This window comes from Spirosoma fluviale (assembly GCF_900230225.1).
GTDB classification, from domain to species: domain Bacteria; phylum Bacteroidota; class Bacteroidia; order Cytophagales; family Spirosomataceae; genus Spirosoma; species Spirosoma fluviale.
The window spans coordinates 1,262,052-1,286,937 of sequence record NZ_OCNH01000001.1; the positions used below are offsets into that span (position 1 = coordinate 1,262,052).

Annotated in this window: 24 protein-coding genes; 8 read left to right on the top strand and 16 right to left on the bottom strand. The window is 48.5% G+C overall.

Annotated features, from left to right (window positions below):
• Positions 1-4: 4 nt before the first annotated feature.
• From CRO74_RS05185 to CRO74_RS05230, 10 genes are all read right to left on the bottom strand, one after another.
• The gene (locus CRO74_RS05185; protein ID WP_097124930.1) at positions 5-856 is read right to left on the bottom strand and encodes a DUF58 domain-containing protein; all 852 of its coding nucleotides are present in this window, start codon (positions 854-856) and stop codon (positions 5-7) included.
• A gap of 116 nt (positions 857-972) precedes the next feature.
• Positions 973-1,956 (bottom strand): AAA family ATPase, encoded by a 984-nt coding sequence (locus tag CRO74_RS05190; protein WP_097124931.1) that lies wholly within the window; start codon positions 1,954-1,956, stop codon positions 973-975.
• A 92-nt stretch (positions 1,957-2,048) separates the two neighbouring features.
• The gene (locus CRO74_RS05195) at positions 2,049-2,666 is read right to left on the bottom strand and encodes a DUF4159 domain-containing protein (RefSeq protein WP_097124932.1); all 618 of its coding nucleotides are present in this window, start codon (positions 2,664-2,666) and stop codon (positions 2,049-2,051) included.
• 179 nt (positions 2,667-2,845) lie between these two features.
• Positions 2,846-3,355, bottom strand: coding sequence for a GNAT family N-acetyltransferase (locus CRO74_RS05200; RefSeq protein ID WP_097124933.1), 510 nt, complete (start codon positions 3,353-3,355; stop codon positions 2,846-2,848).
• Positions 3,356-3,370: 15 nt separating this feature from the next.
• Complete coding sequence (locus tag CRO74_RS05205; protein ID WP_097124934.1) at positions 3,371-4,042, bottom strand: Uma2 family endonuclease; 672 nt, start codon at positions 4,040-4,042, stop codon at positions 3,371-3,373.
• A 160-nt stretch (positions 4,043-4,202) separates the two neighbouring features.
• Positions 4,203-5,540, bottom strand: a complete 1,338-nt coding sequence (locus CRO74_RS05210; protein WP_097124935.1) for a TldD/PmbA family protein — start codon at positions 5,538-5,540, stop codon at positions 4,203-4,205.
• A gap of 112 nt (positions 5,541-5,652) precedes the next feature.
• Positions 5,653-7,293, bottom strand: coding sequence for a TldD/PmbA family protein (locus tag CRO74_RS05215; RefSeq protein WP_097124936.1), 1,641 nt, complete (start codon positions 7,291-7,293; stop codon positions 5,653-5,655).
• Positions 7,294-7,337: 44 nt separating this feature from the next.
• Positions 7,338-7,739: a GxxExxY protein gene (locus CRO74_RS05220; protein WP_097124937.1), complete on the bottom strand. Its 402-nt coding sequence runs from the start codon at positions 7,737-7,739 to the stop codon at positions 7,338-7,340.
• Between the two features lie 15 nt (positions 7,740-7,754).
• Complete coding sequence (locus CRO74_RS05225) at positions 7,755-9,116, bottom strand: TldD/PmbA family protein (protein WP_097124938.1); 1,362 nt, start codon at positions 9,114-9,116, stop codon at positions 7,755-7,757.
• 103 nt (positions 9,117-9,219) lie between these two features.
• Positions 9,220-10,878 carry a TldD/PmbA family protein gene (locus tag CRO74_RS05230; RefSeq protein WP_097124939.1) on the bottom strand — a complete coding sequence of 553 codons (1,659 nt, stop codon included), beginning with the start codon at positions 10,876-10,878 and terminating at the stop codon, positions 9,220-9,222.
• Between the two features lie 183 nt (positions 10,879-11,061).
• On the opposite strand from CRO74_RS05230, the gene CRO74_RS31900 reads away from it, so the two are divergent.
• Positions 11,062-11,214 (top strand): hypothetical protein, encoded by a 153-nt coding sequence (locus tag CRO74_RS31900; protein WP_245877766.1) that lies wholly within the window; start codon positions 11,062-11,064, stop codon positions 11,212-11,214.
• Between the two features lie 276 nt (positions 11,215-11,490).
• Here the strand turns inward: CRO74_RS31900 and CRO74_RS05240 are convergent, their stop codons facing one another.
• Positions 11,491-12,585: an ATP-grasp domain-containing protein gene (locus tag CRO74_RS05240; protein ID WP_097124940.1), complete on the bottom strand. Its 1,095-nt coding sequence runs from the start codon at positions 12,583-12,585 to the stop codon at positions 11,491-11,493.
• A gap of 228 nt (positions 12,586-12,813) precedes the next feature.
• Complete coding sequence (locus CRO74_RS05245; RefSeq protein ID WP_097124941.1) at positions 12,814-13,518, bottom strand: esterase family protein; 705 nt, start codon at positions 13,516-13,518, stop codon at positions 12,814-12,816.
• 145 nt (positions 13,519-13,663) lie between these two features.
• Between CRO74_RS05245 and CRO74_RS05250 the strand changes: the two genes are divergently transcribed.
• The 4 genes from CRO74_RS05250 (at position 13,664) to CRO74_RS05265 (ending at position 17,749) form a co-directional block, all read left to right on the top strand.
• Complete coding sequence (locus tag CRO74_RS05250) at positions 13,664-14,506, top strand: alpha/beta hydrolase (protein ID WP_097126022.1); 843 nt, start codon at positions 13,664-13,666, stop codon at positions 14,504-14,506.
• Between the two features lie 26 nt (positions 14,507-14,532).
• The gene (locus tag CRO74_RS05255) at positions 14,533-15,357 is read left to right on the top strand and encodes a glycoside hydrolase family 16 protein (protein WP_097124942.1); all 825 of its coding nucleotides are present in this window, start codon (positions 14,533-14,535) and stop codon (positions 15,355-15,357) included.
• A 217-nt stretch (positions 15,358-15,574) separates the two neighbouring features.
• Entirely contained in the window at positions 15,575-15,937 is a 363-nt protein-coding gene (locus CRO74_RS05260) for a hypothetical protein (protein ID WP_144035874.1), read from the top strand.
• 81 nt (positions 15,938-16,018) lie between these two features.
• Complete coding sequence (locus CRO74_RS05265) at positions 16,019-17,749, top strand: alpha/beta hydrolase (protein WP_097124944.1); 1,731 nt, start codon at positions 16,019-16,021, stop codon at positions 17,747-17,749.
• Positions 17,750-17,818: 69 nt separating this feature from the next.
• Here the strand turns inward: CRO74_RS05265 and CRO74_RS05270 are convergent, their stop codons facing one another.
• The gene (locus CRO74_RS05270) at positions 17,819-18,865 is read right to left on the bottom strand and encodes an aldehyde dehydrogenase family protein (protein WP_097124945.1); all 1,047 of its coding nucleotides are present in this window, start codon (positions 18,863-18,865) and stop codon (positions 17,819-17,821) included.
• A 133-nt stretch (positions 18,866-18,998) separates the two neighbouring features.
• On the opposite strand from CRO74_RS05270, the gene CRO74_RS05275 reads away from it, so the two are divergent.
• The 3 genes from CRO74_RS05275 to CRO74_RS05285 all read left to right on the top strand — a co-directional run bounded on the left by CRO74_RS05275 (position 18,999) and on the right by CRO74_RS05285 (position 22,243).
• Positions 18,999-19,349: a 4Fe-4S dicluster domain-containing protein gene (locus CRO74_RS05275; protein WP_097124946.1), complete on the top strand. Its 351-nt coding sequence runs from the start codon at positions 18,999-19,001 to the stop codon at positions 19,347-19,349.
• Positions 19,350-19,696: 347 nt separating this feature from the next.
• On the top strand, positions 19,697-20,854 hold the full coding sequence (locus CRO74_RS05280; protein ID WP_097124947.1) for a porin: 1,158 nt from the start codon (positions 19,697-19,699) through the stop codon (positions 20,852-20,854).
• 60 nt (positions 20,855-20,914) lie between these two features.
• The gene (locus CRO74_RS05285) at positions 20,915-22,243 is read left to right on the top strand and encodes an ammonium transporter (protein WP_097124948.1); all 1,329 of its coding nucleotides are present in this window, start codon (positions 20,915-20,917) and stop codon (positions 22,241-22,243) included.
• 247 nt (positions 22,244-22,490) lie between these two features.
• Here CRO74_RS05285 and CRO74_RS05290 read toward each other — a convergent pair whose 3' ends face one another.
• The 3 genes from CRO74_RS05290 to mtaB form a co-directional block, all read right to left on the bottom strand.
• Complete coding sequence (locus tag CRO74_RS05290) at positions 22,491-22,901, bottom strand: DUF6855 family protein (RefSeq protein WP_097124949.1); 411 nt, start codon at positions 22,899-22,901, stop codon at positions 22,491-22,493.
• 36 nt (positions 22,902-22,937) lie between these two features.
• Positions 22,938-23,300 carry a DUF1304 domain-containing protein gene (locus tag CRO74_RS05295; RefSeq protein WP_097124950.1) on the bottom strand — a complete coding sequence of 121 codons (363 nt, stop codon included), beginning with the start codon at positions 23,298-23,300 and terminating at the stop codon, positions 22,938-22,940.
• 216 nt (positions 23,301-23,516) lie between these two features.
• The gene (gene mtaB, locus CRO74_RS05300) at positions 23,517-24,845 is read right to left on the bottom strand and encodes a tRNA (N(6)-L-threonylcarbamoyladenosine(37)-C(2))-methylthiotransferase MtaB (protein ID WP_097126023.1); all 1,329 of its coding nucleotides are present in this window, start codon (positions 24,843-24,845) and stop codon (positions 23,517-23,519) included.
• Positions 24,846-24,886: the final 41 nt, after the last annotated feature.

Genomic DNA, 24,886 nt, shown 5'->3' on the forward strand with positions numbered 1-24,886 from the left:
CTAGTTAACTGGTTAAAAACTGTTTTAAGACTAAAGCGATCGGGTCACTCAAGCGAACGCGGATAAGCCGGACGTGCGGAATGCGCAAACTCTCCTCAAGCTTTGTCAGGTACGTGGTGGCTCGTTCCCGAACGGTTTCCCGAATGGCATCGGCCTGTAATTCAATCTCACGGCCCGTTTCCAGATCCTGAAATCGGTAAAAGCCGTTCATCGAAAAATTGACTTCTTCATCGCCCAGTAGTTGAAACAGAACGATTTCCCGACGAGGGGCAGCCACACGTTGAATTAACTGGACCCATTCATCATCAACCTGTAGAAAGTCGGATGCGATGATAAGCACTTCGGCCTGTTTCCGACTAAAGTCCGGAATTGACGGGTTTCGATTGTCCCAGGCTCCTTTGGCTTCACTAGTTTCCAGTGTCGCTACAATTTTCTGAAAGGCCTGTTTACCCGCCGGTACCATCGCCTGAACCAGCCCATTTTGAAGGGAAAATAGGCTTAACTGATCGCCTTGCCGGTTACTCAGATAGGCCAGCGAGGCCAGCAGGATTTTGGCGTATTGCAACCGGCTTACACTGCCTTCGGTGTAGTTCATGGACCCGGAGAGGTCGATAAGGAAGCGTACCTGCTGGTTACTCTCCGTAGCGGATTCACGAACCAGGTAGTGCCCTGATTTGGCAAACAACTTCCAGTCAATGCGCTTGGGATCATCGCCGGGGCTATAATGGCGAAACTGCTCAAATTCCGTCCCAATCCCCGACCGCCGACTAGTTTGAATACCCAGCAACAACTCATCGCTCACCAGTTTGCTGGCCAGTTGGAGGTTGTTGAGTTTGATGAGTTCGGTGATGAGCATAAGGGTTGGGTCACAGAGATGCACGGAGATAACACAGAGATTCGCAGAGATTTTTTTATTCTCTACAGTCCAATGGAGTTGACTTCTCGAATCTATGCGCTATGCGTACTGGATTCTCATTTTACGGTAGATAACAGTTCCTTAATTACCTGATCGGTGGTGATGCCTTCGGCTTCGGCGCGGAAGTTAAGGGCGATACGGTGGCGCAGGATGGGGTAAGCGAGCGTCTGAATATCGTCGGGAATGACCGAGAATCGTTCGTTCAGTACGGCTCTGGCTTTGGCACATAAGACCAAGGCCTGTCCGGCCCGTGGTCCAGCCCCCCATTCGCCCCATTGCTTCACAAAGGGCGATGGTGTTTCAGCAGGGCGCGACGCCCGAACGAGTCGGTTGATGTACTCGATCAACTCATCGCTGATGTGTACCTGGCGGGTCAGCTTTTGTAGCTGGATAATGTCTTCGTCAGATAGTATCGTTTGCAGTTCCGGGCGGGCGGTACCGGTGGTACTTTTCAGCACTTCCAGCTCCTCGCGCTCCGACGGATAGCTAAGCTTGATGTACAGCAGGAAGCGGTCAAGCTGGGCTTCGGGCAGGGGATACGTACCCGCCTGTTCAATGGGGTTTTGGGTCGCAATGATCAGGAAGGGCTTGGGAAGTACATAATCGTTACCGCCGTAAGTTACCTTATACTCCTGCATGGCTTCGAGCATGGCCGCCTGCGTTTTAGGGGGCGTCCGGTTAATCTCATCGGCCAGCACGACATTGGCAAAAATAGGGCCACGGTTGAACACGAAGACTTTGTGGCCCGTCTCGTGGTCATCCTCCAGCACTTCTGTGCCCACAATATCGCCTGGCATCAGGTCGGGGGTAAACTGAATGCGTTTGAAACGCATCGCCAGCGCATCGGACATGGTTTTCACCATCAGTGTTTTGGCTAGGCCGGGTACACCTTCGAGCAGGCAATGGCCACCCGCCAGGAGCGAAATAAGGACTTCGCTGATGGCTTCCTGCTGTCCGATAATAACCTTCCCGATTTCCTTTCGTAGCTGGGGCAGCTTGGCCACCAGCGCTTTGTAGTGAGTTAAGTCTGTTGAATCCAATGGTCTATTTTTCAGGTTGTAATACCGCCCCTCCGGGTCGGTAATGCTTGACTATTGCTTTCCCGCCGACCCGGAGGGGCGGCATTACATGATCACGCCGTTAGCGCGTAGGTAATAATATTGACGCCGAATTTGGTGTTGTCTTCGGCCAGAAATCGTTTGTTTCGAAAGTCATAATCCCACTCGCAGCCGTAGTCTTTGTTGCTGTATAGGACACCGATGCGGCCGTTGATGGTGACGGCTTTGAGGTAATCGTGGACCAGGTCGTCGCCCCAGCCATTTAGCTCGAACGAGGTGGTGGGAGGGCCTTCCTCGAACTTGAAAAAACAGGTGTAGATCGGATGAGTATTCGGAATCTTCTGTAACGCCTTCTGCCCGAACGTGCGGCCCATTTCCTGCTCGAACGACTTGGCAAACAGGCCATCGACGTCGTGGTTGCAATCATCGACAAACACGAAGCCGCCATTTTGTACATATCGTTTGAAGTGGTCCCGCTCCTGCGCCGAAAACTCCACCAGCTTATGCCCACTTAAGTAGCAGAAAGGACTTTTGAACAGGTCAGGACTACTCAACTGCACCACCTTTTCTTTCTGGTCAATCGGCAGGGTTGTATATTCGACCAGCGAATGCAGCAGGTTCGACGGCATCCGTTGGTCGGTGTCCCAGTCGCCGGATGTATACTGAATACGGGTAAAGAAAAAAGGTTTCAAAGGCGTTTGTTGAGAAAGTATTTAAGTCATTGTAATCGTCATTCGCCACTTGTTTGGCCAGTGATATTACTATTATCGGTTATAATTACACTCATCGTAGTGAACAGGCATTAGGTGCAAATAACCAACTGTAGAAAAAGCTTTCTTTGGTTAAAAATAGCTGTTTTCGAGCGTTAGACCTATATTTTCAACGGTTTTTCCATTACATAATCCTCCATCAGGAAGCCGTTGCCGATGTCAATCGTTTCAGTATCGACGGTAGAAAAGCCCATTCGTTCGTAAAACTGAATAGCCTTGTTGTACTTGTTTACGTTCAATGAAAGGGTAGCGTTTCCATGCGTCCAAGCTATCTTGGCAACCCGATTAATCAGCAGTTTGCCAACGCCTTTGCCCTGACTGGCGGGAAGGAGATAGATCTTGTGAATCTTGGTTTTCAACAGCCCTTTGTAATCGAACTCGTACGACGTAAACCCCAGATATGCCTGACTCTCTGCTTCCTGAGCCAGCAGAAAAACATGATTCTTTTCGTGTACCTGACGCTTGAGGGCATCCATACTGTACATCATATCGAGCATATACGCAATTTGTTCGGCAGACAGGATTTCGCCAAAGGTCGACGGCCATGTCTGGTGAGCAATCTCGCGAATGATGGGTAAGTCGTGTTCGGTAGCTGTGGTAACGGTAATCATGAAAGAGAATAAAAATTAAGCAGACGGATTCATCAGGATTCGTAACGTTTCCAGATTCATCTGCTTATCGAAAATGGCTTTCACCGGAATGGAAAAGCCGGGTATGGTTAGCGCGGTTAACGAATCGTCTATATAAACAACCGCGACAGAGGCAAACGCCATCGTTGCTTCGTCTAACTGGTATTGCTCAACCGACTTCCGAACCGGGTCAATAATCCAGTATTCAATGACGCCATGAGCCGCGTAGTCCTCAAATTTAACGCCCCGGTCTCGCCCGGTTGTGCTTTTAGACAGGATTTCGACGACCAAATCCGGTGCCGGATGCTCCATCTGGTCATCCTCAAACGAATCAGCTGTTTCGCTCCGCCAGAAACAAATATCCGGTTCGTAGTCATTTCGGGTCAGACCAATAAGTGCTTTTTCGGAATCGACAACGCCAAGATTATTCAGTAAAACAAAGTTTTGAAGCAAGTTTTCAAGGTATTTGGATGCATCCAGATGCCTCCGTTTTACGGGCGAGTGCATGATAACTTCACCATTAATAAACTCGGCTTTGATGTCATCGCGCAACCATTCCCGAAACGCCCGACGACGCTGGGCTTCATCGGCTAATATAGCCTGAGCCCGCTCAATGACTAATTTGGCGTCTGGAGCTTCCAGTAATTCGGCAACGCGGGTATCCAGCATGAGCAGTTGATTTGATGATGAAGTTACGAAAAAATAGGTTGTGGTCTGAGGATAGTAGTGCCGACCGTCGCGGCCGGGCGAGAAATACTAAACAACATACCCGACCGAGACGGTCGGCACTACACCTAAACCCACCATCAACTTCCCTTTTTAACGTAGGTTACACCGCGTCCGATAAACTGGTAAACGTAAATTCCCGAATTTTCATGGGCGGAATGAGGTAATTCTGATCCGACTCTGTACTGAGCACCCGTTCGGGTTTACCCAATGACTCCAGATTGTTCAACATGATGATCGGACTTTCGTTGAAGCGGAAGTTCTTGACCGGATGCTTGATCTTCCCATTTTCAATGTAAAAGGTTCCGTCTCGGGTGAGGCCCGTGAGCAGAATGGTTTGCGGGTCAACTTCGCGGATGTACCAAAGTTTCGTGACCAGAATACCCCGCTGGGTGCTCTTGATCATGTCTTCCAGCGATGCGGTGCCGCCCGCCATAATCATGTTATTGGGATAGGGGAGTGGTTTTTTACCCTGCTTTTGTGCCCAATAGCGCGAATAAGCCAGGTTTTTGACAACCCCTTTTTCAATCCACATCGTTTTCGCCTGAGCCTGCCCATCCCCCGACCAGGGTGAAGCAGGTAATTCCGGATTGGTCGGGTCAGAGTAAATCGTGACCCGTTCATCGACGATTTTGTCACCCATCCGGGATTTGCCGCCTGCTTTGCTGAAATACGACCGGCCTTCATCGGCTGAGCGGGCGTCCATGTTGTAGAAGATGTTCTCCAGCAAAACGACAGCCGCCGTAGGTTCCAGAATAACCGTGTATTTGCCTGGCTCAATGGCCCGCGCTTCGGCCGATCCTTTGGCTTTCTGGATGGCGATGCGGGTAGCCGCTGCGGTATCCAGTTTGTTGAAATCGCTGTAACCACGTGCCACATAACCCGACCCTTTACCGTCGTTGGTGCGGACAGTCAGGGAGAAGTTAACGTTGGTGCTGGGATAATAGGCGAACAGCCCTTTGGAGTTCATCATGGCCGAATAGCCATAATTGTCCTGCAAAAAGCCCGCTGCCGCCAGGTTTTCGGCGCGTGACAGTTCGAGGCTTTTGGCGACTACATCGGCTCGCGTGTCGGGAGTGACTTTCGCCGTCGAGTCAAAAAAGCCGTTCGATTTCAGGTATTGCTGAGGGCCCAGAACACCCACGTATTCGGGGTTTTCGGGAGCTAGTTTGGCCAGTTCTTCAGACCGGCGCACAACTTTTTCCAGTGAAGCGTCATCGAACTCGTCAATAGTTGCCACACCGACTTTCTTGCCAAAGGCCGACTGAACTTGTAGATTCTGATTGATAAGCGAACCACTGGTAGACACTTCATTTCGGGCATAGCGCAGGTTGCCCCGTTCTTCGCCAATCAGATTTACCTCGCACTCGTCAGCTTTAGAGTAGCTGAGAACTTTCGTGAGCAGTGCTTTCGCTTCTGCCTCAGTGAGTATGATTGCCATATGTTTTGAGCCACAGAGATGCACGGAGACGCACTGAGTTACGCAGAGATTTTCTTGAAAAGATTCTTTGTGTAACTCTGTGTACCTCCGTGCATCTCTGTGGCATAACGGTTTAGATCTTGCGTGCTGTATTAATCACATTGACACCGTTGAACCGGGCGGTGCTGCTGCCGTGCGAAACCGCGCTGCTCTGGCTAGGTTGCCCTTTTCCATCGAAGAAGGAGCCACCGAGCCGGTAATCACGCTCATCACAAACCTGCGCGCAGGAGTTCCAGAATTCCTGCGTGTTCGATTGGTACGCCACGTCTTTCAGCATCCCGACAATCTCCCCATTCTTGATTTCGTAGAACAGTTGCCCGCCAAACTGGAAGTTGTACCGCTGCTGGTCGATGGAGAACGATCCATCACCGATGATGTAAATGCCTTTTTTTACATCCTTAATCATTTCCTGAACGGATAATGGGGTTTTGCCAGCTGCCAGCGATACGTTGGCCATGCGCTGAAACTGAACGGAACTCCAGCTATCGGCGTAGCAGCATCCCTGCGATTCTTTCTCGCCGATGATGTGCACCTGATCGCGGATGGCCTGGTAGTTGACCAGCGTGCCGTCTTTTACCAGATCCCATTGCTTGGTTTTAACCCCTTCGTCGTCGTAGCCAACGGCCCCTAGTGAGCCCACCTGGGTTTTGTCGGCAATAAGGTTGACCTGCTTGCTGCCATAGTTAAAATTCTTCGACTGCCATTTGTCAAGGGTCGCGAAACTCGTTCCGGCAAAGTTGGCTTCGTAGCCCAGTACCCGGTCGAGTTCGAGGGGGTGCCCTACGGATTCGTGTATGGTGAGCCAAAGGTGTGATGGATCGAGAACGAGGTCATACTTCCCGGCTTCTACCGACTTGGCCGCGTGTTTGGCGCGTGCCTGTTTGGCCGCTGCCGTCACGTCTTCCAGCATGTCGTATCCTTTGTTGTAGCGGGTGGTAATGCCCGTTACTTTATCGGCCGGGTTAACTTGCAGGTACTCGTAGCCCATGCCCATTGGCGAGCTTAGCGTGTTGCGGGTTTCGAATTTGCCCGTTTTGGGGTCAATGGCGGTAACAGTAAAGTTGGGCCAAATACGGTGAATATCCTGATCGGCATAAGTGCCATCGCTGGAAGCAAAGTACTTCTGCTCGTTCACCATGAACATGACCGAGTTCACATAGTTCGCTCCATTTTGCAGAGCCGCGCTATTGACTGATAACAACAGGTCGACTTTCTCCTTGATGGGCACCTCAAACGCATTGCGCTTGATGGGGGCTTTCCAGGATACTTCGCCGTAACCTTTCTGGGGGGCCAGTTGGACCGGCTCTTTCATGAGTCGGGCGTTGGCTTTGGCAATGGCTACCGCTTTTTCGGCGGCTTTGGCCATATCGGCCTCATTCTTCGCGTCAACGACGGCGGCAAATCCCCAGCAGCCATCGGCAATGACCCGAACGCCAACGCCATAGGATTCGGTGTTGACGATGTTCTGGACCTTGTCTTCGCGGGTTATCACGAACTGGTTCAGGTAGCGGCCAATGCGTACATCGGTATAGCTGGCGCCTTTACTTTTGGCCGCATTCAGGGCAGCATCGGCCAGGCGTTTCTTCACGGCCACGTCGATCCCGGCTTCCAGAAGGGCTTCGGGGCTAACGGTACGCGAAAAGGCGGGAAGGTTGGGGAGCAGGATGCCCGCAGCACCCATGCCTATAAGTTGGTTGAAGTCTCGACGGTTCATGTGTTTTGGTTAGGTCACAGAGATGCACAAAGACGCACGGAGATTCACAGAGAAAAGTTTGTAAATCGTTTAATGCCATCGCGCAACATCTTGACGCGAAAATTTATAAGTAAGCCTAAGCGGTAGTTGCCGAATTTTAAATAAGTCAGTAATTGGGCCTTGTGTAAGTCATTGAGATCTTCTACAGTTTTGAGCTCAATGACTAACTTGTTTTCAACGAGCAAGTCCAGTCGATAGCCATGTTCCAACACAATGTCTTTATAAACGATTGGCATTGGTTTTTCACGTTCTACATAGAGACCATGAGAATGAAGCTCGTAAAACAAGCATTCCTGGTAAGCTGATTCAAGCAAACCGGGTCCTAGTGCCCGATGTACCTCAATGGCTTTCCCAATCACAATTGTTGCTAATACATCCTCCGTGGATCTCTGTGTTTCTCCGTGCATCTCTGTGGCAAAATCTTATACAGCATCAGACAAACTCGTGAACGTGAAGTCACGAATTTTCATTGGCGGTATCAGATTGCCACCCGCGCGAACAGGTTTGCCCAGCGCTTCGACGTTATTCAGCATGATCACCGGGCTTTCGTTGAACCGGAAATTCTTGATCGGGAATTTGATCTGGCCGTTTTCGATGTAGAATGTCCCGTCGCGCGTCAGGCCCGTGTACAGCTGGGTTTGTGGGTCAACGGCGCGGATGTACCAGAAACGCGTAACCAGAATCCCTTTGTCGGTGCTTTTGATCAGGTCGGCCAGTGATTGGGTACCACCGAGCATAATGAAACCTCCTGGCGCCGGAACAGGCTGAACGCCTTTTTTGTCGGCCCAATAGCGGGAGTAGAACATATTCTTCACCACGCCCTTCTCGATCCAGGTTTGTTTTTGCTGGGGCAGACCATCGCCACCACCGCCACCAAAACGGCCACCTCCGCCACCACCACCGCCCCCGCCAAAGGGCGAGAGTGGTAAGTCAGCATTCATGGGGTCAGAGATAAAGGTAACCCGCTCATCAAAAAGCTTCTCGTTCAGGCGGGTGCCTCCGCCTTTCTTGCTTAGAAAACTCCGCCCTTCATCGGCCGAACGGGCATCCATACTACGGACCATGTTTTGCAATAGCTCAACAGAAGCGGTTGGTTCCAGAATGACGGTGTATTTACCCGGCTCCAGGGCTCTGGCGCTTGCCGAGGCCATCGCTTTTTGCATCGCAATCTCGGTAGCCGCCTTGGTGCTGAGTTTGCTGACATCGTTGACATCGGGGTTGGCATAACCCGAACCCAGGCCATCGGCCGTACGCACGGTAATCGAGAAATCCACGCTGGTTGCCCGGTTGTAGCCGAACAGCCCTTTGCTATTGCCAATAGCCGTAAAACCGGTGGTGTCTTCCATGTACCCGGCGGCTGTCAGGTTTTTCTTGCGACAAGGATCAAGACTGTCGAAAGCGGCTTGTGCACGGAAATCGGGCGTAATCTTTGCCGTGCTTTCGGCGTAGGTGTTGGTTTCAAGATACGTTTGTGGGCCCAGCATTGGCATGTACTCCGGGTTTTCGGGAGCCAGTTTGGCGATTTCTTCGGCCCGTCGAACGGTTTTTTCCAGCGACACATCGTCAAACTCGTTGATAGTCGATGTACCGGAACGCTTGCCGTAAACGGAGGTTACAGCCAGAGCCAGATTGTCCGATTCACCACTGGTTGATACTGAGTTACGGGCGTAACGAATGTTGCCGGTACGGCCACCTGACAGACTGACGCTCATTTCATCAGACTTCGAGTAGCTCAGGACCTTGTCAATTATCTTCTTTGCCTCTTCTTTTGTTAAGATTGCCATTTGTTAGTTCATTAAGTGTAGATGTGGAGTAGTAAACTAGGGAAGTGGAGGGCCGTGTTGACGAACCTACTAACTGCACTAGTCTACTACTTTACCATTTCTACTATATTTTCCGACCTGTATTGATCACGTTGACTCCGTTGAAGCGGGTGGTGGCGCTGCCATGCGATACAGCGCTAACCTGAGAGGGTTGCCCTTTGCCATCGAAGAACGAACCGAAGGTACGGTAGTCGTCTTTATCGCAAAGCTGAGCGCAGGAGTTCCAGAATTCCTGGGTGTTGGACTGATAGGCTACATCGTCGAGCATTCCAACGATCTCCCCATTCTTGATTTCGTAGAACAGCTGTCCGCCAAACTGGAAGTTATAGCGCTGCTGGTCAATGGAATAGGAGCCACGGCCGATAATGTAGATGCCTTTATCGACCCCTTTGATCATGTCGAAAACAGATCGTTTTTCATTACCCGCTTTCAACGACACGTTCGGCATGCGCTGGAACTGGACAGAGTCCCAGTTGTCGGCGTAGCAACAGCCATTCGATTCTTTCTCGCCCAGGATAGCGACCTGATCGCGGATGGCCTGGTAGTTGACCAGAATACCGTCTTTGATCAAATCCCACTCTTTGCAGGGAACGCCCTCGTCATCGTAACCAACGGTGCCGAGTGTGTGCGGCTGCGTTTTATCGGCGACGATATTGACCAGCTTGCTGCCGTAGTTGAATGACTTGGTTTTCCACTTGTCCAGCGTAGCAAAGCTGGTTCCGGCATAGTTGGCTTCGTAACCCAGTACCCGGTCGAGTTCGGTGGGGTGACCAACCGATTCGTGGATGGTAAGGCCGAGGTGGTTCGGGTCCAGTACGAGGTCGTACTTGCCCGGTTGTACCGTTTTAGCGGTCAATTTCTCCTTGGCCTGTTTGGCGGCCAGAATGGCATCTTCCAGCATATCGTACGAATTACGATAGCCGACAAGTCCGTTGGGCGCTTTGATTTTTTCGGAAGCCAGCCCGTCCAGATACTCGTATCCCATGCCCATGGGTGAGCTAAGCGCATCGCGGGTTTTGAATTTGCCTACTGCCCGGTCAACGGCCGATACCGTGAACGTAGGCCAGATACGGTGTACGTCCTGATCAATGTACGACCCGTCCGTCGAGGCAAAGTACTTCTGTTCGTTTACGAAGAACAGGTTCGATGTAACGAACGCGGCCCCGTTTTTCATGGCTTCGCCGTTCACATTCATCAGCAGGTCTATTTTCTGCTGAACCGGAATTTCAAAGGCATTTTTCTTGATGGGTGTTTTCCAGACGACTTCCCCAACACCCTTTTGTGGGGCCAGTTGGACGGGTTCGGTCTGGAGTTTGGCGTTTGCTTTCGCAATGGCTACGGCTGTTTCGGCACATTTGGCAATGCCATCGGGCGTTACGTTGCTGGTGGCAGAAAAGCCCCATGTTCCGTTGGCGATCACCCGGATACCGACCCCAAATGACTCCGCATTGGAGATGTTCTGAACCCGATTTTCGCGCGTAAAAACATACTGTTGAAGGTAGCGGCCAATGCGAACGTCGGTGTAACTGGCACCTTTGCTTTTGGCTGCATTGAGGGCAATATCGGCTAATCGTTTCTTGGCGGCATTGTCGATACCTACACCATGACCGCTTGCTTCAAGCAGGTACTCAGCCGATACAGAATTGCCAAGAACCGGAACCCCAGCCGCTAACAGACTGCCAACACCCAGGCCAGACAATTGAATAAAGTCTCGTCTTTGCATGTATAAAGAGAATGATTGTTGATGTTTGAGCCTACGCAGTAGCCCGGAAAAAGCACGAATATGGCTAAAAAAGCGAACCGATTAATAGAGAATTTTTATTTTGTGACGAACGGCAAGGCCATACTCTCTGGAAATCCCCAATATTATTCGGTATAATTGCTTATACACAGGTAATTCCTGTTAATGGACGAATTAACTAAAAAGACCCTCGTTATAGCTATGAATCTGCAACGAGCAAACGAGTTCATTCAGGATGTGCTGATTTCCATTCACACGAATATTCGTGATCTGGAAGAGAAGAAAGCTTTTGCGGACCGAAACGTCGAACCGCCCTGAGGAGCAGGACTATATAGATGGACGATTGTTCAGTTACCTGGAGGTGCTGGCAGTCTTACTGGCCTCGGCTCGTGACACTGGAATTGACCCGAAATCGATTGGTATTTGATGGGGGGCATGAATTCGAGATTACGATACTACATGCTGGGAAGGCCCTAACGGGCCATTGATAATTCCGAATTCATGTTAGTTAAGTGAGCCAGATTACCTTTAAATGAATTGTGCCGGGACTAGTATATAACCAGTTCCGGCACAATGGATTGAGCGATTAATGAGTTACTTCTTGCCTTTCTTTGGTTTAGCCTCTTCTTTTTCCTTGTCAGCTTTCTTCGGCTTATCCTTTTTTTCTTCTTTTTCTGCCTTTGGAGCTTCTTTTGTCTTAGGCCCTTCCGACGACTTCACATCGCCAGCAGGTTCAGCAGGCTGAAGCATTACCGAATTGCGGACAAACGAACCCCAGGTCAGGTTATCCTGTCCTTTTTTCACGCGCTGAGCCCGCTCAATGGCCATGTTGGCAGCTGCTTCAACGACCCATTCAAAATTCTCCTGACCAACCGAATGGATGTCGGCATCGGGGGCCGGGTTGCAAAAGTCAATGGCAATGGGGATACCATCACGCACGGCAAACTCAACCGTATTAAAATCGTAGCCCAGACCGTGGTTCAGTTTCAGGACATAGTCGGTCATGGTTTCCAGTAGTTTTTTACCTGCATCGCCGGTTGTTTGCATTTCGGCTGCGTAGCGGAGGTGGTGCGGATTCCGTGGCTCGTAAGGCATAATACGTACGTCTTTTCCGCCAATGCAGTAACAACGGAAATAGTCCGTAAAGTCAATTGCTTCCTGATACAACATGACCAGTTGCCCCGTTTCGTCGTAGGCTTTGAACATCTGGTCGGGATTGTCGACTTTATAAACACTCTTCCAGCCACCACCCGAGTGAGGTTTCATGAAAGCCGGGAAGCCAATGTGGTTGAAAATGCCTTCCCAGTTCATATGCTGCAGGTTACGAAACGAATTGTGATTGGTATCGTCCGGACGGTCTTTAGATGGCAGCAGAATCGTTTTCGGAACAGGAACGCCTAACTGAACGGCCAGAGCATTGTTAAAAAACTTCTCGTCGGCACTCCACCAGAAGGGGTTATTGACAACGGCCGTTCCGGTTAAGGCGGCATTCTTTAAGAAAGCTTTATAAAAGGGTACATCCTGAGAAATCCGGTCTATAATGACGGCATAGTCGGTCGGTACGCTTTGTTCGACCTGATCAATGCTGACAAACTCAGCCGGAAACTGGCTTTGTTTTTCATTAACCCGGTCTACAAATGCCTGAGGAAACGTGTTCTCCTGGCCGAATAAAATCCCAATTTTATTCATAAGGCTGATAATTAATTAGTTGTATCTGAAAATGAAAATATGCTGTGTTATTTACAGGATAACAAAGGTTGTTTTTGGTACTCCTGTGCGGGTAAATGTACTAAAAATTATTCCGCTTGCCGACCAGGCCGTGTTTAGGGGCATTGACTAAGCTTACAAGGATTGTTCTGAACTAACTCATTCTGATTGTAAGATTCAACCTGATAGCTACCATCCATTATTGTAGATTTAAATCATGCCTAAGTAGCGCGGGAACTGGTCTTTCCAGACGGGCCAGTCGTGGTTGCCCCAGGGTGTTACATCCAGCTGATGACGAATTCCCTTCTGACGCAGTATGCCTGAAATCTGATAATTCGAGTCTTTGGTGAAATCGTATTCTGACGTTCCCAGCACAATGTTCATGTTGTAAAACTCATTGTTCTGGGCATTGGGCAGAAAATCGGGCGGGTTATTGAAGTACACGTTTTCGTCGTAATAATCGCCCAGAAACGAACGAATATTAAACGCGGCTCCCATCGTTATCAAATGGCCTACCTGCTCCGGATGGCGGAAGGCAAAATTCAATGCATGGTACCCTCCGAAAGAAGCTCCCGATACGCCAATTTTCTGGACATTGCACTCCCGCTGAATACCCGGAACCAGTTCTTCGTGTAGAAAACGATCGTACAAAACGTGGTTCCAGATCCGGGTGCCGGGATGCAAGTGTTTGGCATACCAACTATCGCGGTCAATGCTGTCGATACAATACAATTTAACTTTCCCTGTTTCAACAAACCACCGGGCAGTCTCGGTCAGACCAAAATCTTTGTATTCATAATAATGACCCATTGAGGTTGGAAAAAGAACGACCGGGTAGCCCCAGTTTCCATAAACCAGCATCTCGATGTCGCGGCCCAGATGGTGCGAATACCACTTACGATAATCTTCCTGCACGATTGTATCTATTTGTTGACGATGTTCTAAAATCGGATGAAAATAGACGAAATAGCTGGCACCGACAAAAAAAGGGCCTTATTGAGCAGAAAAAACAGCAATTTTGTAGCTTGTGATTCTCTTCTTTCTGACTTTACTGGCGCTTATGGCTGACAATATACCGGCCCTTAACCGCATCGAACCTCTCACCGTAACGGTTCGGCGCGACGATTCTCTACACTCTGTTCCTCTCAATCGAACAGTTCACCTAACTATTGTACTTCCGCCTGATTATCAGTCAACAACAAAGGTGTACCCTGTTCTATATCTGAACGATGGTCAGGATTTGCCTCGTCTGAAGATGCCGACCATTTTGGATTCGCTGTACCATAAAAAAAGTATACAACCCTTTATTCTCATTGCCATTCATGCCGGTGATCGAATCCAGGAGTACGGCACCGCAGCACAGGCCGATTATATGAACAGGGGCAGTAAAGCGGGTATATATACCGACTTTGTTCTGACAGAACTGCTGCCTTACGTCAAAAAGTATTACCGGGTGAGTACAGAACCGGCACAATCGGTCTTTGCCGGGTTTTCGCTGGGGGGCTTATCGGCTTTCGATATCGTGTTTCATCATCCCGAACGATTTGGTCGGGCGGGTGTTTTTTCGGGCTCATTCTGGTGGCGCAGTAAAAGCACCGCCGACGGCTATCGGGATGAAACCGACCGGATTATACACGATTTGGTACGAAAAGGAAGTTATAACAAAACCCTCAAATTCTGGTTCGAAACCGGCACCGAGGATGAAACCAGCGATCGGAATAACAACGGTATTATTGACGCCATTGATGACACAACCGACCTGATTGATGAACTTGTTAAAAAAGGTTATGACCGGAACAACGATATTCGGTATGTGGAAATAACGGGTGGGAAGCACGATCAGGAAACTTGGAGTGAAATTATGCCTGATTTTCTCGGCTGGGCATTCCCTCCGCTAAAGTGATAATGAAAAACTAAAGAATCTGCCTTATGAAACCTCTTTTTTTGGTGAAAATAGTAGCACTGGCAATTGTGCTGGCCTGCAAAAGTCCGGAAGTGCCATTGCCAACAAACTCACCAATCGTTTCGGGAGCCCGTAAACTGGTCTGGTCAGATGAGTTCGACAAATCGGGGTTGCCCGATTCCACCAAATGGGGGTACGAAGTGGGTGGAAACGGCTGGGGAAATAACGAACTTCAGTTTTACACCTCCCGGCGTTCTGAAAATGCCCGTGTCGAAAATGGCAAACTCATTATCGAAGCGCGTAAGGAAGCCTATCAGGGTAAAAGCTACACCTCCGCCCGGTTACTGACGAAAAACAAAACGACCTGGACCTACGGCCGAATCGAAGCCATGGCTAAGCTCCCGAAGGGCGTTGGTACGTGGCCTGCCGTTTGGATGCTGGGTAAAAATATCTCAACAGCGGGCTGGCCCAGAAGTGGCGAAATCGACATAATGGAGCACGTTGGATTCGATGAGGGCGTTATTCATGGAACGGTTCATACCGAGGCTTACAATCATGCCAAGAAGACGGAGAAAGGAAGTGCCATTACCCTGAACGATGTAACAACTAAGTTTCATTTATACGCCATCGAGTGGACTGCCGACAAGATTGATTTTTTCGTTGATGACCAGAAATATTATACCGTCGAAAAATCAGTTTTAGGGAACAGCGAAGCGCAATGGCCGTTTGAACAACCGTTTTTTCTGATTCTTAACGTAGCCGTTGGCGGTAACTGGGGTGGACAGAAAGGCGTTGACGAGACCATCTGGCCGCAGCGTATGGAAGTTGATTACGTGCGCGTGTATCAATAAAAAAATAGCAGACGCTTCAGCAATGGGGTAGCTGGCCGTAAGGTCGGCTACCCCATTTTAATTTATGCCGGTACGTTTATCAATGCGCTGTGTTTCCGAAGCAGATCAGCTAATCCGGTAAACGGTGTTTCCATTAATGAGCCGGGCCGCGACTAACAGCAAGTCCGTTCGATAGTGTCGGACTTGTCTAGTTATTCACACCATAACTTTCCTTTTTGTGAACATTAACCTGATTGCCATGCTCGGCCTGACAGTTGGGACTGCTTTTGGGCAGATACCCAGTCCCGTACCTCCTCCAAGTGGTACATGGAGCGACGTGCATACGGCACAAATTCAAAAACAATTCCGGCAACCTGCTCCACCACCCCAAGGTGGCTTTTGGGTAGTTGAAGAAAATCGAAAGACCCATGCGCCGATTGTGGTTCATTATTATACCGATCAGCTTGCTAAAATTCAAACGGATACCCTTTACACAAAACGACTAAATCTGAAACGGAGAAATAATGTCGAAGGGCTTAATGAACGACTTTCTGATCTACTTAAGCAGGAGCATGGTCAGATCGCTGTGAAAGAGCGCTAAATAGCTGTAAATTAAGTATGCATTAAGTATAAAGTCGGTTTTTTGTGTAGTTTGAGGACTCATTCAACTCCCTTCTACACGATGCATCGACTGCTACTTACTCTTTTCGGCTGTACGTTTTTAGCGAACGTACATGCCCAAGCAACCTTTTCTGTCTCATTTCCCAACGCGCAGAACAAAACGGCGCTGGATGGGCGAGTACTGCTTATCCTGGCTAAAACCAATAAACCGGAGCCTCGTGAACAGGTAAGCGACGCCGTCGAAACGGCCCAGATTTTCGGGGTCGACGTAAACGGTCTCAAACCAGGCCAGATAGCTGTTGTTGATGCGGGCGCTTTCGGTTACCCAAAACGTAGTCTAAAAGACCTGCCATCCGGCGATTATTACGTGCAGGCCGTACTACATAAGTACGAGACGTTTCAGGTTAAGAACGGTCCGAATGGAACCCGGCGTACCGTCAAGTTACCGATGGACAGGGGAGAGGGACAAAACTGGCGGACAGCCCCTGGTAATTTAGTTAGTAAACCACAGAAAATCACTATCAAAACGGGGTCAAGGCAGTCATTTGCCGTGGTTATGAATCAGGTGAACCCACCGCTTGACGAACCGAAAGACACGAAGTTTATCAAGCATATCAAAATCCAGAGCCAACGCCTGACCGAGTTTTGGGGGCGTCCTATGTATCTTGGCGCTCACATACTCCTGCCCGCCGGTTTTGACGAACACCCCGAAGCCCGCTACCCAATCTGCATCAATCACGGTCACTTCCCGTCAAATTTCGACGGATTCAGTGAAACGCCCCCACCCGCCAACATGGATACCACCGACTATGTTGAGCGGTTCAAAATTCATGGGTATAAGAAAATTGTGGCTCAGGAAGCGTATGATTTCTACAAAAAATGGACGAGTAAGGACTTCCCGCGGATGTTGATCATCGAAATACAGCACGCCAATCCCTATTATGACGACTCATACGCTGTGAACTCCGAAAACCTTGGCCCCTACGGCGATGCCATTATGTATGAGTTGCTACCCGAAATAGAAAAGCGTTTTAGAGGAATAGGTCAGGGTTGGGCACGATTTACGTACGGTGGGTCAACGGGTGGCTGGGAAGCTTTGGCGGCACAGGTTTTTTATCCCGATGAGTTCAATGGTTGTTTTGCCGCCTGCCCGGACCCGATTGCGTTCGATGCGTATACCGTTTTCAACCTCTACAAAGACAAGAACGCCTATTATGCCGAAGGACCCTTTCGGCGGACACCCCGCCCCGGCCAACGGAATTACCTCGGTCAGGTTAAAGTAACCCTTGAGGAAACCAACCACCGCGAACTGGCACTGGGTACCCATTCCCGTTCGGGGGACCAGTTCGATATCTGGGAGGCTGTTTATTCACCTGCCGGACCGGACGGTTATCCAAAGCGAATCTGGGATAAACTTACCGGCGATATTGATCCAACCGTGGCAACTTATTGGCGAGACCATTACGATTTACTCCATATTCTCCGGCGCGACTGGAAAACCTTAGGGCCGAAAGTGACAGGCAAGATTCATATCTACTGCGGTGATATGGACAACTATTACCTCAACAATGCCGTCTATTTGATGGAAGACTTCCTGAAGAGTGTTCAAAATCCATCTGCCAGCAGTGAAGTAGCCTACGGAGACCGGGCCGAACACTGCTGGAATGGCGATCCAACCCAGCCAAACTACATTAGTCGATTGCGATACAATACCCTCTATATCGACAAGATTCTAAAGCGAATCGAAACGTCAGCGCCAAAGGGTGCAGATCTGAAAAGCTGGCGGTACTGATTTTTATAGGAGCGAGGAGTGAGGAGTTGCTGACGCGAGAATACTGCTGGCGTCAGCAACTCCTCACTCCTAACTCTTAACTCTTAACTCCTTCAAAAATTCCATTGTATCGACACCGTCGGCATAGTCGTTTAAGCCGGGGCATTGCGTTTGGCCAAAGGCGACACTGCCAGGGTACCATCCTTGCGCTGAGGCTACAACCTGAATCTGGTGAGCATGATTACTGAGCCAGGCCGTAGCATCATCCTGTGTTTTATACGTCTGAAAGTACAAAACAGAAATAGGGGAGACCAGCGCATCATTTTCGGTCAGCAGCAAATAACCATTGTCCAGATGCGGTACGGCATTGATCAGATAGATGGACTTATTGTAATCGTAGTTATTCTGGTATTTGTGGTTATTGAGGTAAATAGATACCTGTGGCTCCAGTGTACGCAGGAGAGGAGTGAAATCGTAGCCTTCCGGTACCAGAATAGTCGACACATTGCGGCACCCCAGACCATAATAGTCAGAAATGTCATGACCAAGTTTCAAAAACTCGTCCTCCGTCTCTTCACCCATCAACAAACCAACCGATGTCCGGTTTTTGCGAATGATATGAGGCTTTTTGGCAAAGTAATACTCGAAATAACGAGCCGTATTGTTACTTCCTGTTGCGATGTAGGCTTCCGCTGCATTTAAGCGGTCAGCTTCCTCAATCAACTCATTGAACTTGGGGTTGATCTCCTTTAATTTTTGTATTAAATAGTGGATAAGTGCAAAATCCTGGCTACTTAGTTTAGCCATTAATTTGTGCCCGTTCATAAGAACGCAAAGCATGTCGTGAAAGCCAACAGCCGGAATGTTTCCAGCCATAACAACGCCTACGGCACGGGAGTAATAAGCAGAATCGGTAGTTGAGTCAAGATTGTATTGATTTACCCAGGCTGAGAGTTTATCAGCTGTCAGAAACTCATTGGCAATCGCGCTAAGCGCATTTTGGGAGTTTTCGGGCGTGAACCAGTTGTTTTTATAATAAGCTTGCTGGATAATTTCAGCAAGTTCGGGTTGTGCATCGGCCGAGCGCAGAAAATCGCCCAGGGCAACGAACGTATGCAGTCGTTCTGATAAAAGCATGAATTGGATAAACAAATGGAATACCCCATCAACTAATGTAATTAAATATTAGTTTGGCGACAACCTTTAAATAGTTATATTTGTTGTTCAATTTACAAGGCTATCATTTTACGTTTATAAATAAATACTGCTCATGGCAATCATGATCACCGATGAGTGCATCAACTGTGGTGCCTGCGAACCCGAATGCCCCAATACGGCTATCTACGAAGGTGGCGTTGAATGGACCTGGGGAGGTGGAACCGAACTGACCGAAGTTGATTTTGGCGATGGCACGGTTGTGAGTGGTAAGGCACCGCAATCTCCCGTTTCCAATGAATTCTATTATATAGTATCTGATAAGTGCACTGAGTGCATGGGTTTTCATGAGGAACCCCAATGTGCTGCTGTTTGTCCGGTGGATTGCTGCGTGCCTGACCCAGAACATGTAGAAGATGAAGAAGTCCTATTAGCCAAGAAAGCATGGCTGCATGCTGAGGCATAGGGAAACAAGTATCTTAGTTTAAAAGCCCAATCAGTCCGCTGATTGGGCTTTTTTGCATTTTAGCCATATTTGTTTAATAAAACAAGTATTATGTATATAAAAAATAAACTCTTCGATAAGAATAATATTTGGTTTAATTGGCATTAGACAAAATATATTAAAATTATTTATTTTAAGTATTTTCAGGTATTTTAGGCTTATATTTTAGTATATTTTTAATAAAATAGACTTATTTCGGAGAAAAATCATAATTATTTTGGGTCATCTATTGCATAGGATAAATTATTCAACAAAATTTGCTTCATAATAAGACCACAGTAAAGTTTATCTACAACCGAATAAACAGTATGAAAAAAGTAATTTTACTTCTCAGTTCTTTGTTTTTGGGTTTTACCGCTCAATCGCAGGATTCAACCACCGCAACACCAGGGAAATTTACCTTCTCCGGTTACATGGATACGTACTACTTCGGTAACTTCAACAACCCTAAAAGCCAGTCAAATCTTGGCTTGGGCGCGGGAGGAACAGCCGGTACAGCTCGTGCGTTCGATCAAAGAGCGGGTCAATTCGGTATCGGATTGATTCAGGCGAAAGCAGTTTACTCGGCCAGTAAGGTCGACGCTGTTATGGACTTAACGTTCGGTCCTTTTTCTGATCTGGGTAACTACGGTAACTACATCGGGCCCCTTGGACCCGGTTCTACTTCACTAGCGATCAAGCAGGCCTACATCACGTACAAAGCGACGGATAAATTGTCGTTCACGGCTGGTCAGTTTGGTACGCACATTGGCTATGAAGTCATTGACGCTCCGGTCAACTACAATTACTCGTTATCTAACTTGTTCAACAACGGTCCTTTCTACCACATTGGCCTGAAAGCGCAGTACGCTTTCAGCGATCGGGCTTCGCTGATGGTTGGTTTGGTAAACAACGTGGACAATCTATATGATAACAATAAGAAGAAAGGGTTGATTAGTCAATTGTTCTTCGCGCCGGTTTCTGGCTGGAATGTTTACCTGAACGCAATTGTGTCGAACGAAGCATCCGAAGATATTGATGCTGTACCAGCCGACAAAGCATCCTATCAACTATTTGATTTAACGACTACCTATCAGGTGACATCTAAGTTTTTCTTAGGACTAAATGCTGCCTCTGGCTCTCAGAAAGGTGATTATCAGGGTTACGGCGGGCCATCAACGTCGAAAAGCTGGGGCGGTGTAGCTGTTTATTCTAATTATGCCTTCACGGATAAATTTGGCCTGGGTGTTCGTTACGAGACATTCGACAACAAAAACGGTGCGCGTGCCCTGACCGATGCTGCCGGAAACGGTGCCAGTGTTAATTCGATCACCGTAACGGGAAATATCACTGCTGCTGATGGACACTTACTACTCAAGCCTGAGCTGCGGATTGATAGCTACTCCGCCAATAAATTCGAAAAGAACGACGGTTCGTTAACAACCTCGCAGGCCACACTTGGTATGGCTGCTATCTTCAAGTTCTAGTAACTGGCACTCATTTTCTTAACCCAACTTTCATTAGTACAACAAAAAACCTCAATTTCTATGCAAAAGCCCAACTACATTCCTCTCGCCATATTGCTGGTTATCAGCTTAGTGGCTGTGTTTATGCCTGCTGTTCCGACACAAATTGTTACGGAAGGAATAAGTGCTGGTGATACCGCCTGGATGCTTGTCGCTACCGCGCTGGTTTTGTTGATGACCCCAGGTCTGGCGTATTTCTACGGCGGGATGGTTAACAACAAAAACGTTATTTCGACCATGCTGCAAAGCTTTGTAGCCATGGGTGTAATCAGTATCCTGTGGGTAGTAGTTGGGTTTAGCCTGGCATTTGGCTCCAGCATTGGTGGCTTCGTAGGTAACCCAATGGATCACTTCATGTTCAAAGGGGTGCTGGATGGTAAGCCCTGGTCACTGGCGGCTTCTATTCCGCTAGTTGTCTTCGCCTTTTTTCAGCTTAAGTTCGCCGTTATTACCCCAGCTCTCGTTACGGGTTCGATGGCCGAGCGTATCAACTTCCGTTCGTACGTTCTGTTCATGATTCTGTTTAGCCTGTTCGTTTACGCGCCTTTGGCTCACATGACCTGGCATCCAGAAGGTATTTTATTTAAGTTAGGTGTGCTTGACTTCGCTGGTGGTACGGTTGTACACATGTCGGCAGGTTGGGCTGCACTTGCAGGTGCTTTGTACCTGAAGCGCCGGAAGTCGCACCTTGAAGCCAGCTATTTCCCACCGGCAAACATCCCGTTCGTATTATTGGGCACAGGTCTGCTGTGGTTCGGCTGGTTTGGCTTCAACGCCGGTTCGGCAGTAGCTGCATCGCCATTAGCTGCTTCGGCTTTTGCTACAACCAACACAGCGGCTGCTTCGGCAGGTCTGGCCTGGGTACTGTTCGATGCCGCTAAAGGCAAAAAAGTATCTGCTCTTGGTTTCTGTATCGGTGCTGTTGTTGGTCTGGTTGCCATTACACCGGCCGCCGGTTTCGTGACCATCCCAACGGCCATTTTCATTGGTACGATTGGCGCTATAATCTCGAACTATGTGGCTCACCTGCGGTCTAAGTCTACGCTTGATGATACGCTTGATGTATTCCCTTGCCACGGTGTTGGTGGTATGGTCGGTATGGTTATGACAGGTATCTTCGCAAGCAAAGGCATCAACTCCGCTGTTGTTGACGAAGGGCTGGCATTTGGTCAAACCAAATTGTTCATTACACACATGATTGCGCTGGTTGGTGTATCGGTCTTTGCCTTTGTCATGTCCTACGCCTTACTGAAAGTGACCGACCTGATCCTTCCGCTGCGTGTTACTGAAGAAGACGAAAAATCGGGTCTGGATGTAAGCCAGCACGACGAATTCCTCATCGAAGCGTAAAAATATATAGGATGTATGATTTGGAATGTATGACCAGTAGTTGACATTCTATATCATACATCCTATATCATACATCTTCAACTGAGCCACAGGCACCCTGTCTGGCCTACAATGTCTGACAGCTTTATCTGTGGTTTTGTTGTACTCATGGAGCCGTTCCCGCTTGGGAGCGGTTTCCTATTTTAGGGATTAATGCTCTATTCACCAAGCAAGCAATTAGAGGATTTGTATATTTCTTACTAATTGACTAGTAAATAGCCCGCATCCGGTTGTTTTTGGGGTTATGCTCCACTTCGGCTAAGCCTAGAGCTTCCATCAACGGCGGAATATACATGCCAAACCGACCGCGAAGTCCCTTTTTTAGACCGTACCAACCACCAATCGGGTTTTCCTCCGATCGTCCCCACGCTTCGATCGTTCCTGCTTTAGCTGGTTTCTGTTCATCAGTAGCCCCAAGCTCTACCCAGTCGCCGTGCTGTTTGAGCATCGTGTGCAGATCGTTGAGACAACGAAAGTCGTAGTGTAAGATCGTTTTGCCAACTGTGCAAACCAGAATCTCAATACCGTCTTTTTTTGCTTTGTACATAGTATAGTCCGATGTACCCGGAGGAGTTTGTAATGGCCACGGATTTTCTTGCGTGCCTCTTTCCTGTTCCATGTGGTGAACGATTAAAGATGATTAAGTTTATTATTTTTAGGCTAAGGCAATCGCTAAAAGCGCCAGAATTGCCGGAAGGGCCTGAACAAAAAATATAGAGCGTTGGGCAGTTAGTGCGCCAAAAACTCCGGCTACAATAACACAGCCGAGAAAAAAATAAGCAACGTTAACCTTCCAGGCTGCATCGTCAATCAACAAAGACCAAAGCAGACCGGCGGCAAGAAAGCCATTGTAAAGTCCCTGATTGGCAGCCAGCGACTTTGTCTTTTCGAACAGATCAGGAGGGAATGATTTGAATGTTTTACGTCCCTGGGTAGTCCAGGCAAACATTTCCAGCCATAGAATGTATAGGTGTTCAAGCGCAACAAATCCGATAAGTATTTCAGCAGTTAGTTTCATAAAGTAAAGGGTTTGATTAGTGGGTGTTATCAGAGAAGCAAGAAAGCTAAAAGCGAACAGAAAAACACCATAAAGAGCTTTTGCGAGGTAACTAACCTTATGATTAACAAGGCTTTGTTGCCCATGTTCTTCCAGGAAAAGTTGTTAATCCAAACCGTGGGTAATAAAAAAGCCGGTATGACTACCGGCTTAGTTTACAACTAAAATCTTCGTGATTTAATGAGTTTCCAATACGACTTCTGGCTCGGTCACATCCATTAAACCCTCCGCATTGATACCATTTAAGTTTACGACCAGCGTTTCGTTAATAAGCAATGGGTCGTACTTGGCCACAACGCGGACGTAGTTCTCGGTAAAACCCTGCATCATGCCATTGGCCACATCCTCTTCAAACAGGACTGTCGCACTTCGACCAACCTGTGTTTCGTAAAAAGCCCGGCGTTTTTTGTCAGACAAAATGTGCAACATCTTCGAGCGTTCCGCCCGGACATGGCCCGGTACGGTTGGTTTGATGCTCAGCGCAGTTGTATTCGGTCGTTCGGAGTAGGTGAATATGTGCAGATACGAGATCGGGAGTTCATTCAGGAATAGGTACGTTTCCTTGAACTCCACATCGGTTTCGCCGGGATGGCCCACAATCACATCGACGCCGATACAGGCATGGGGCATTAATTCCTTTATTTTCTGAACCCGATCTACGTAAAGTTCACGCTTATACCGACGACGCATCAGGGCCAGCACGCGGTTGCTGCCCGTTTGAAGCGGAATATGAAAGTGCGGCACAAAGCGCTTTGACTGGGCAACAAAATCAATGATTTCATCGGTCAGTAGGTTTGGCTCAATGCTCGAAATCCGAAAACGTTCAATGCCTTCCACCTCATCCAACGCCCGAACAAGGTCGAAAAAGGTTTCTTCCCGCTGGCCGTTGATCAAGCCAAAATCTCCGATGTTGACACCTGTGAGTACGATTTCTTTGACCCCTCTGGCCGCAATGTCATGCGCTGCCTGTACCACGTTAGCAATCGTATCGGAACGGCTCTTGCCCCTTGCTAATGGAATGGTGCAATAGGCACAGGGGTAATCGCAACCGTCCTGCACTTTCAGAAAGGTCCGTGTCCGATCGTTGAGCGAATAGGCGGCATGGTAATCAATTGCCTCTTCGATAGGTGAATTGAATACCTGAGCGGGTTCGCCCGTGGGTACCTTCACAAAAGTCGGCATGAGCTCGTGCAGGCGGAATTTTTCGGCCGCGCCCAATACCGCATCGACACCTGGAATTTCCGAAATCTCTTTCGGCTTCAGCTGGGCGTAGCACCCTAAAATGGCTACGTAACCATCGGGATTAATTTTCTGCGCTTCACGAACAATCTTCCGACATTTTTTATCGGCATTGTCCGTCACGGAGCAGGTGTTGATGATGAAAATATCGGGTTGTTGATTGAATTCCACCCGCTCAAAACCCTGCTGTTCCATTAGCCGGGCCAGAGTAGAGGTTTCAGAAAAATTCAGTTTGCAACCGAGTGTATAAAAAGCAACTTTTTTCACGGCAAGTAATCTATCCTGCAAAAGTACAAAAAAACAATGGG

Excerpts from the sequence above, each read along its gene's own strand:
- CRO74_RS05225 (WP_097124938.1), bottom strand. The coding sequence starts at position 9,116 with ATGGCAATCTTAACAAAAGAAGAGGCAAAGAAGATAATTGACAAGGTC.
- CRO74_RS05280 (WP_097124947.1), top strand. The coding sequence starts at position 19,697 with ATGAAAAAAGTAATTTTACTTCTCAGTTCTTTGTTTTTGGGTTTTACC.
- CRO74_RS05295 (WP_097124950.1), bottom strand. The coding sequence starts at position 23,300 with ATGAAACTAACTGCTGAAATACTTATCGGATTTGTTGCGCTTGAACAC.
- CRO74_RS05240 (WP_097124940.1), bottom strand. The coding sequence starts at position 12,585 with ATGAATAAAATTGGGATTTTATTCGGCCAGGAGAACACGTTTCCTCAG.
- CRO74_RS05215 (WP_097124936.1), bottom strand. The coding sequence starts at position 7,293 with ATGAACCGTCGAGACTTCAACCAACTTATAGGCATGGGTGCTGCGGGC.
- CRO74_RS05185 (WP_097124930.1), bottom strand. The coding sequence starts at position 856 with ATGCTCATCACCGAACTCATCAAACTCAACAACCTCCAACTGGCCAGC.
- CRO74_RS05255 (WP_097124942.1), top strand. The coding sequence starts at position 14,533 with ATGAAACCTCTTTTTTTGGTGAAAATAGTAGCACTGGCAATTGTGCTG.
- CRO74_RS05205 (WP_097124934.1), bottom strand. The coding sequence starts at position 4,042 with ATGCTGGATACCCGCGTTGCCGAATTACTGGAAGCTCCAGACGCCAAA.
- CRO74_RS31900 (WP_245877766.1), top strand. The coding sequence starts at position 11,062 with ATGGACGAATTAACTAAAAAGACCCTCGTTATAGCTATGAATCTGCAA.
- CRO74_RS05270 (WP_097124945.1), bottom strand. The coding sequence starts at position 18,865 with ATGCTTTTATCAGAACGACTGCATACGTTCGTTGCCCTGGGCGATTTT.
- CRO74_RS05250 (WP_097126022.1), top strand. The coding sequence starts at position 13,664 with ATGGCTGACAATATACCGGCCCTTAACCGCATCGAACCTCTCACCGTA.
- CRO74_RS05230 (WP_097124939.1), bottom strand. The coding sequence starts at position 10,878 with ATGCAAAGACGAGACTTTATTCAATTGTCTGGCCTGGGTGTTGGCAGT.
- CRO74_RS05275 (WP_097124946.1), top strand. The coding sequence starts at position 18,999 with ATGGCAATCATGATCACCGATGAGTGCATCAACTGTGGTGCCTGCGAA.
- CRO74_RS05210 (WP_097124935.1), bottom strand. The coding sequence starts at position 5,540 with ATGGCAATCATACTCACTGAGGCAGAAGCGAAAGCACTGCTCACGAAA.
- CRO74_RS05200 (WP_097124933.1), bottom strand. The coding sequence starts at position 3,355 with ATGATTACCGTTACCACAGCTACCGAACACGACTTACCCATCATTCGC.
- CRO74_RS05265 (WP_097124944.1), top strand. The coding sequence starts at position 16,019 with ATGCATCGACTGCTACTTACTCTTTTCGGCTGTACGTTTTTAGCGAAC.
- CRO74_RS05220 (WP_097124937.1), bottom strand. The coding sequence starts at position 7,739 with ATGCACGGAGAAACACAGAGATCCACGGAGGATGTATTAGCAACAATT.
- CRO74_RS05285 (WP_097124948.1), top strand. The coding sequence starts at position 20,915 with ATGCAAAAGCCCAACTACATTCCTCTCGCCATATTGCTGGTTATCAGC.
- CRO74_RS05290 (WP_097124949.1), bottom strand. The coding sequence starts at position 22,901 with ATGGAACAGGAAAGAGGCACGCAAGAAAATCCGTGGCCATTACAAACT.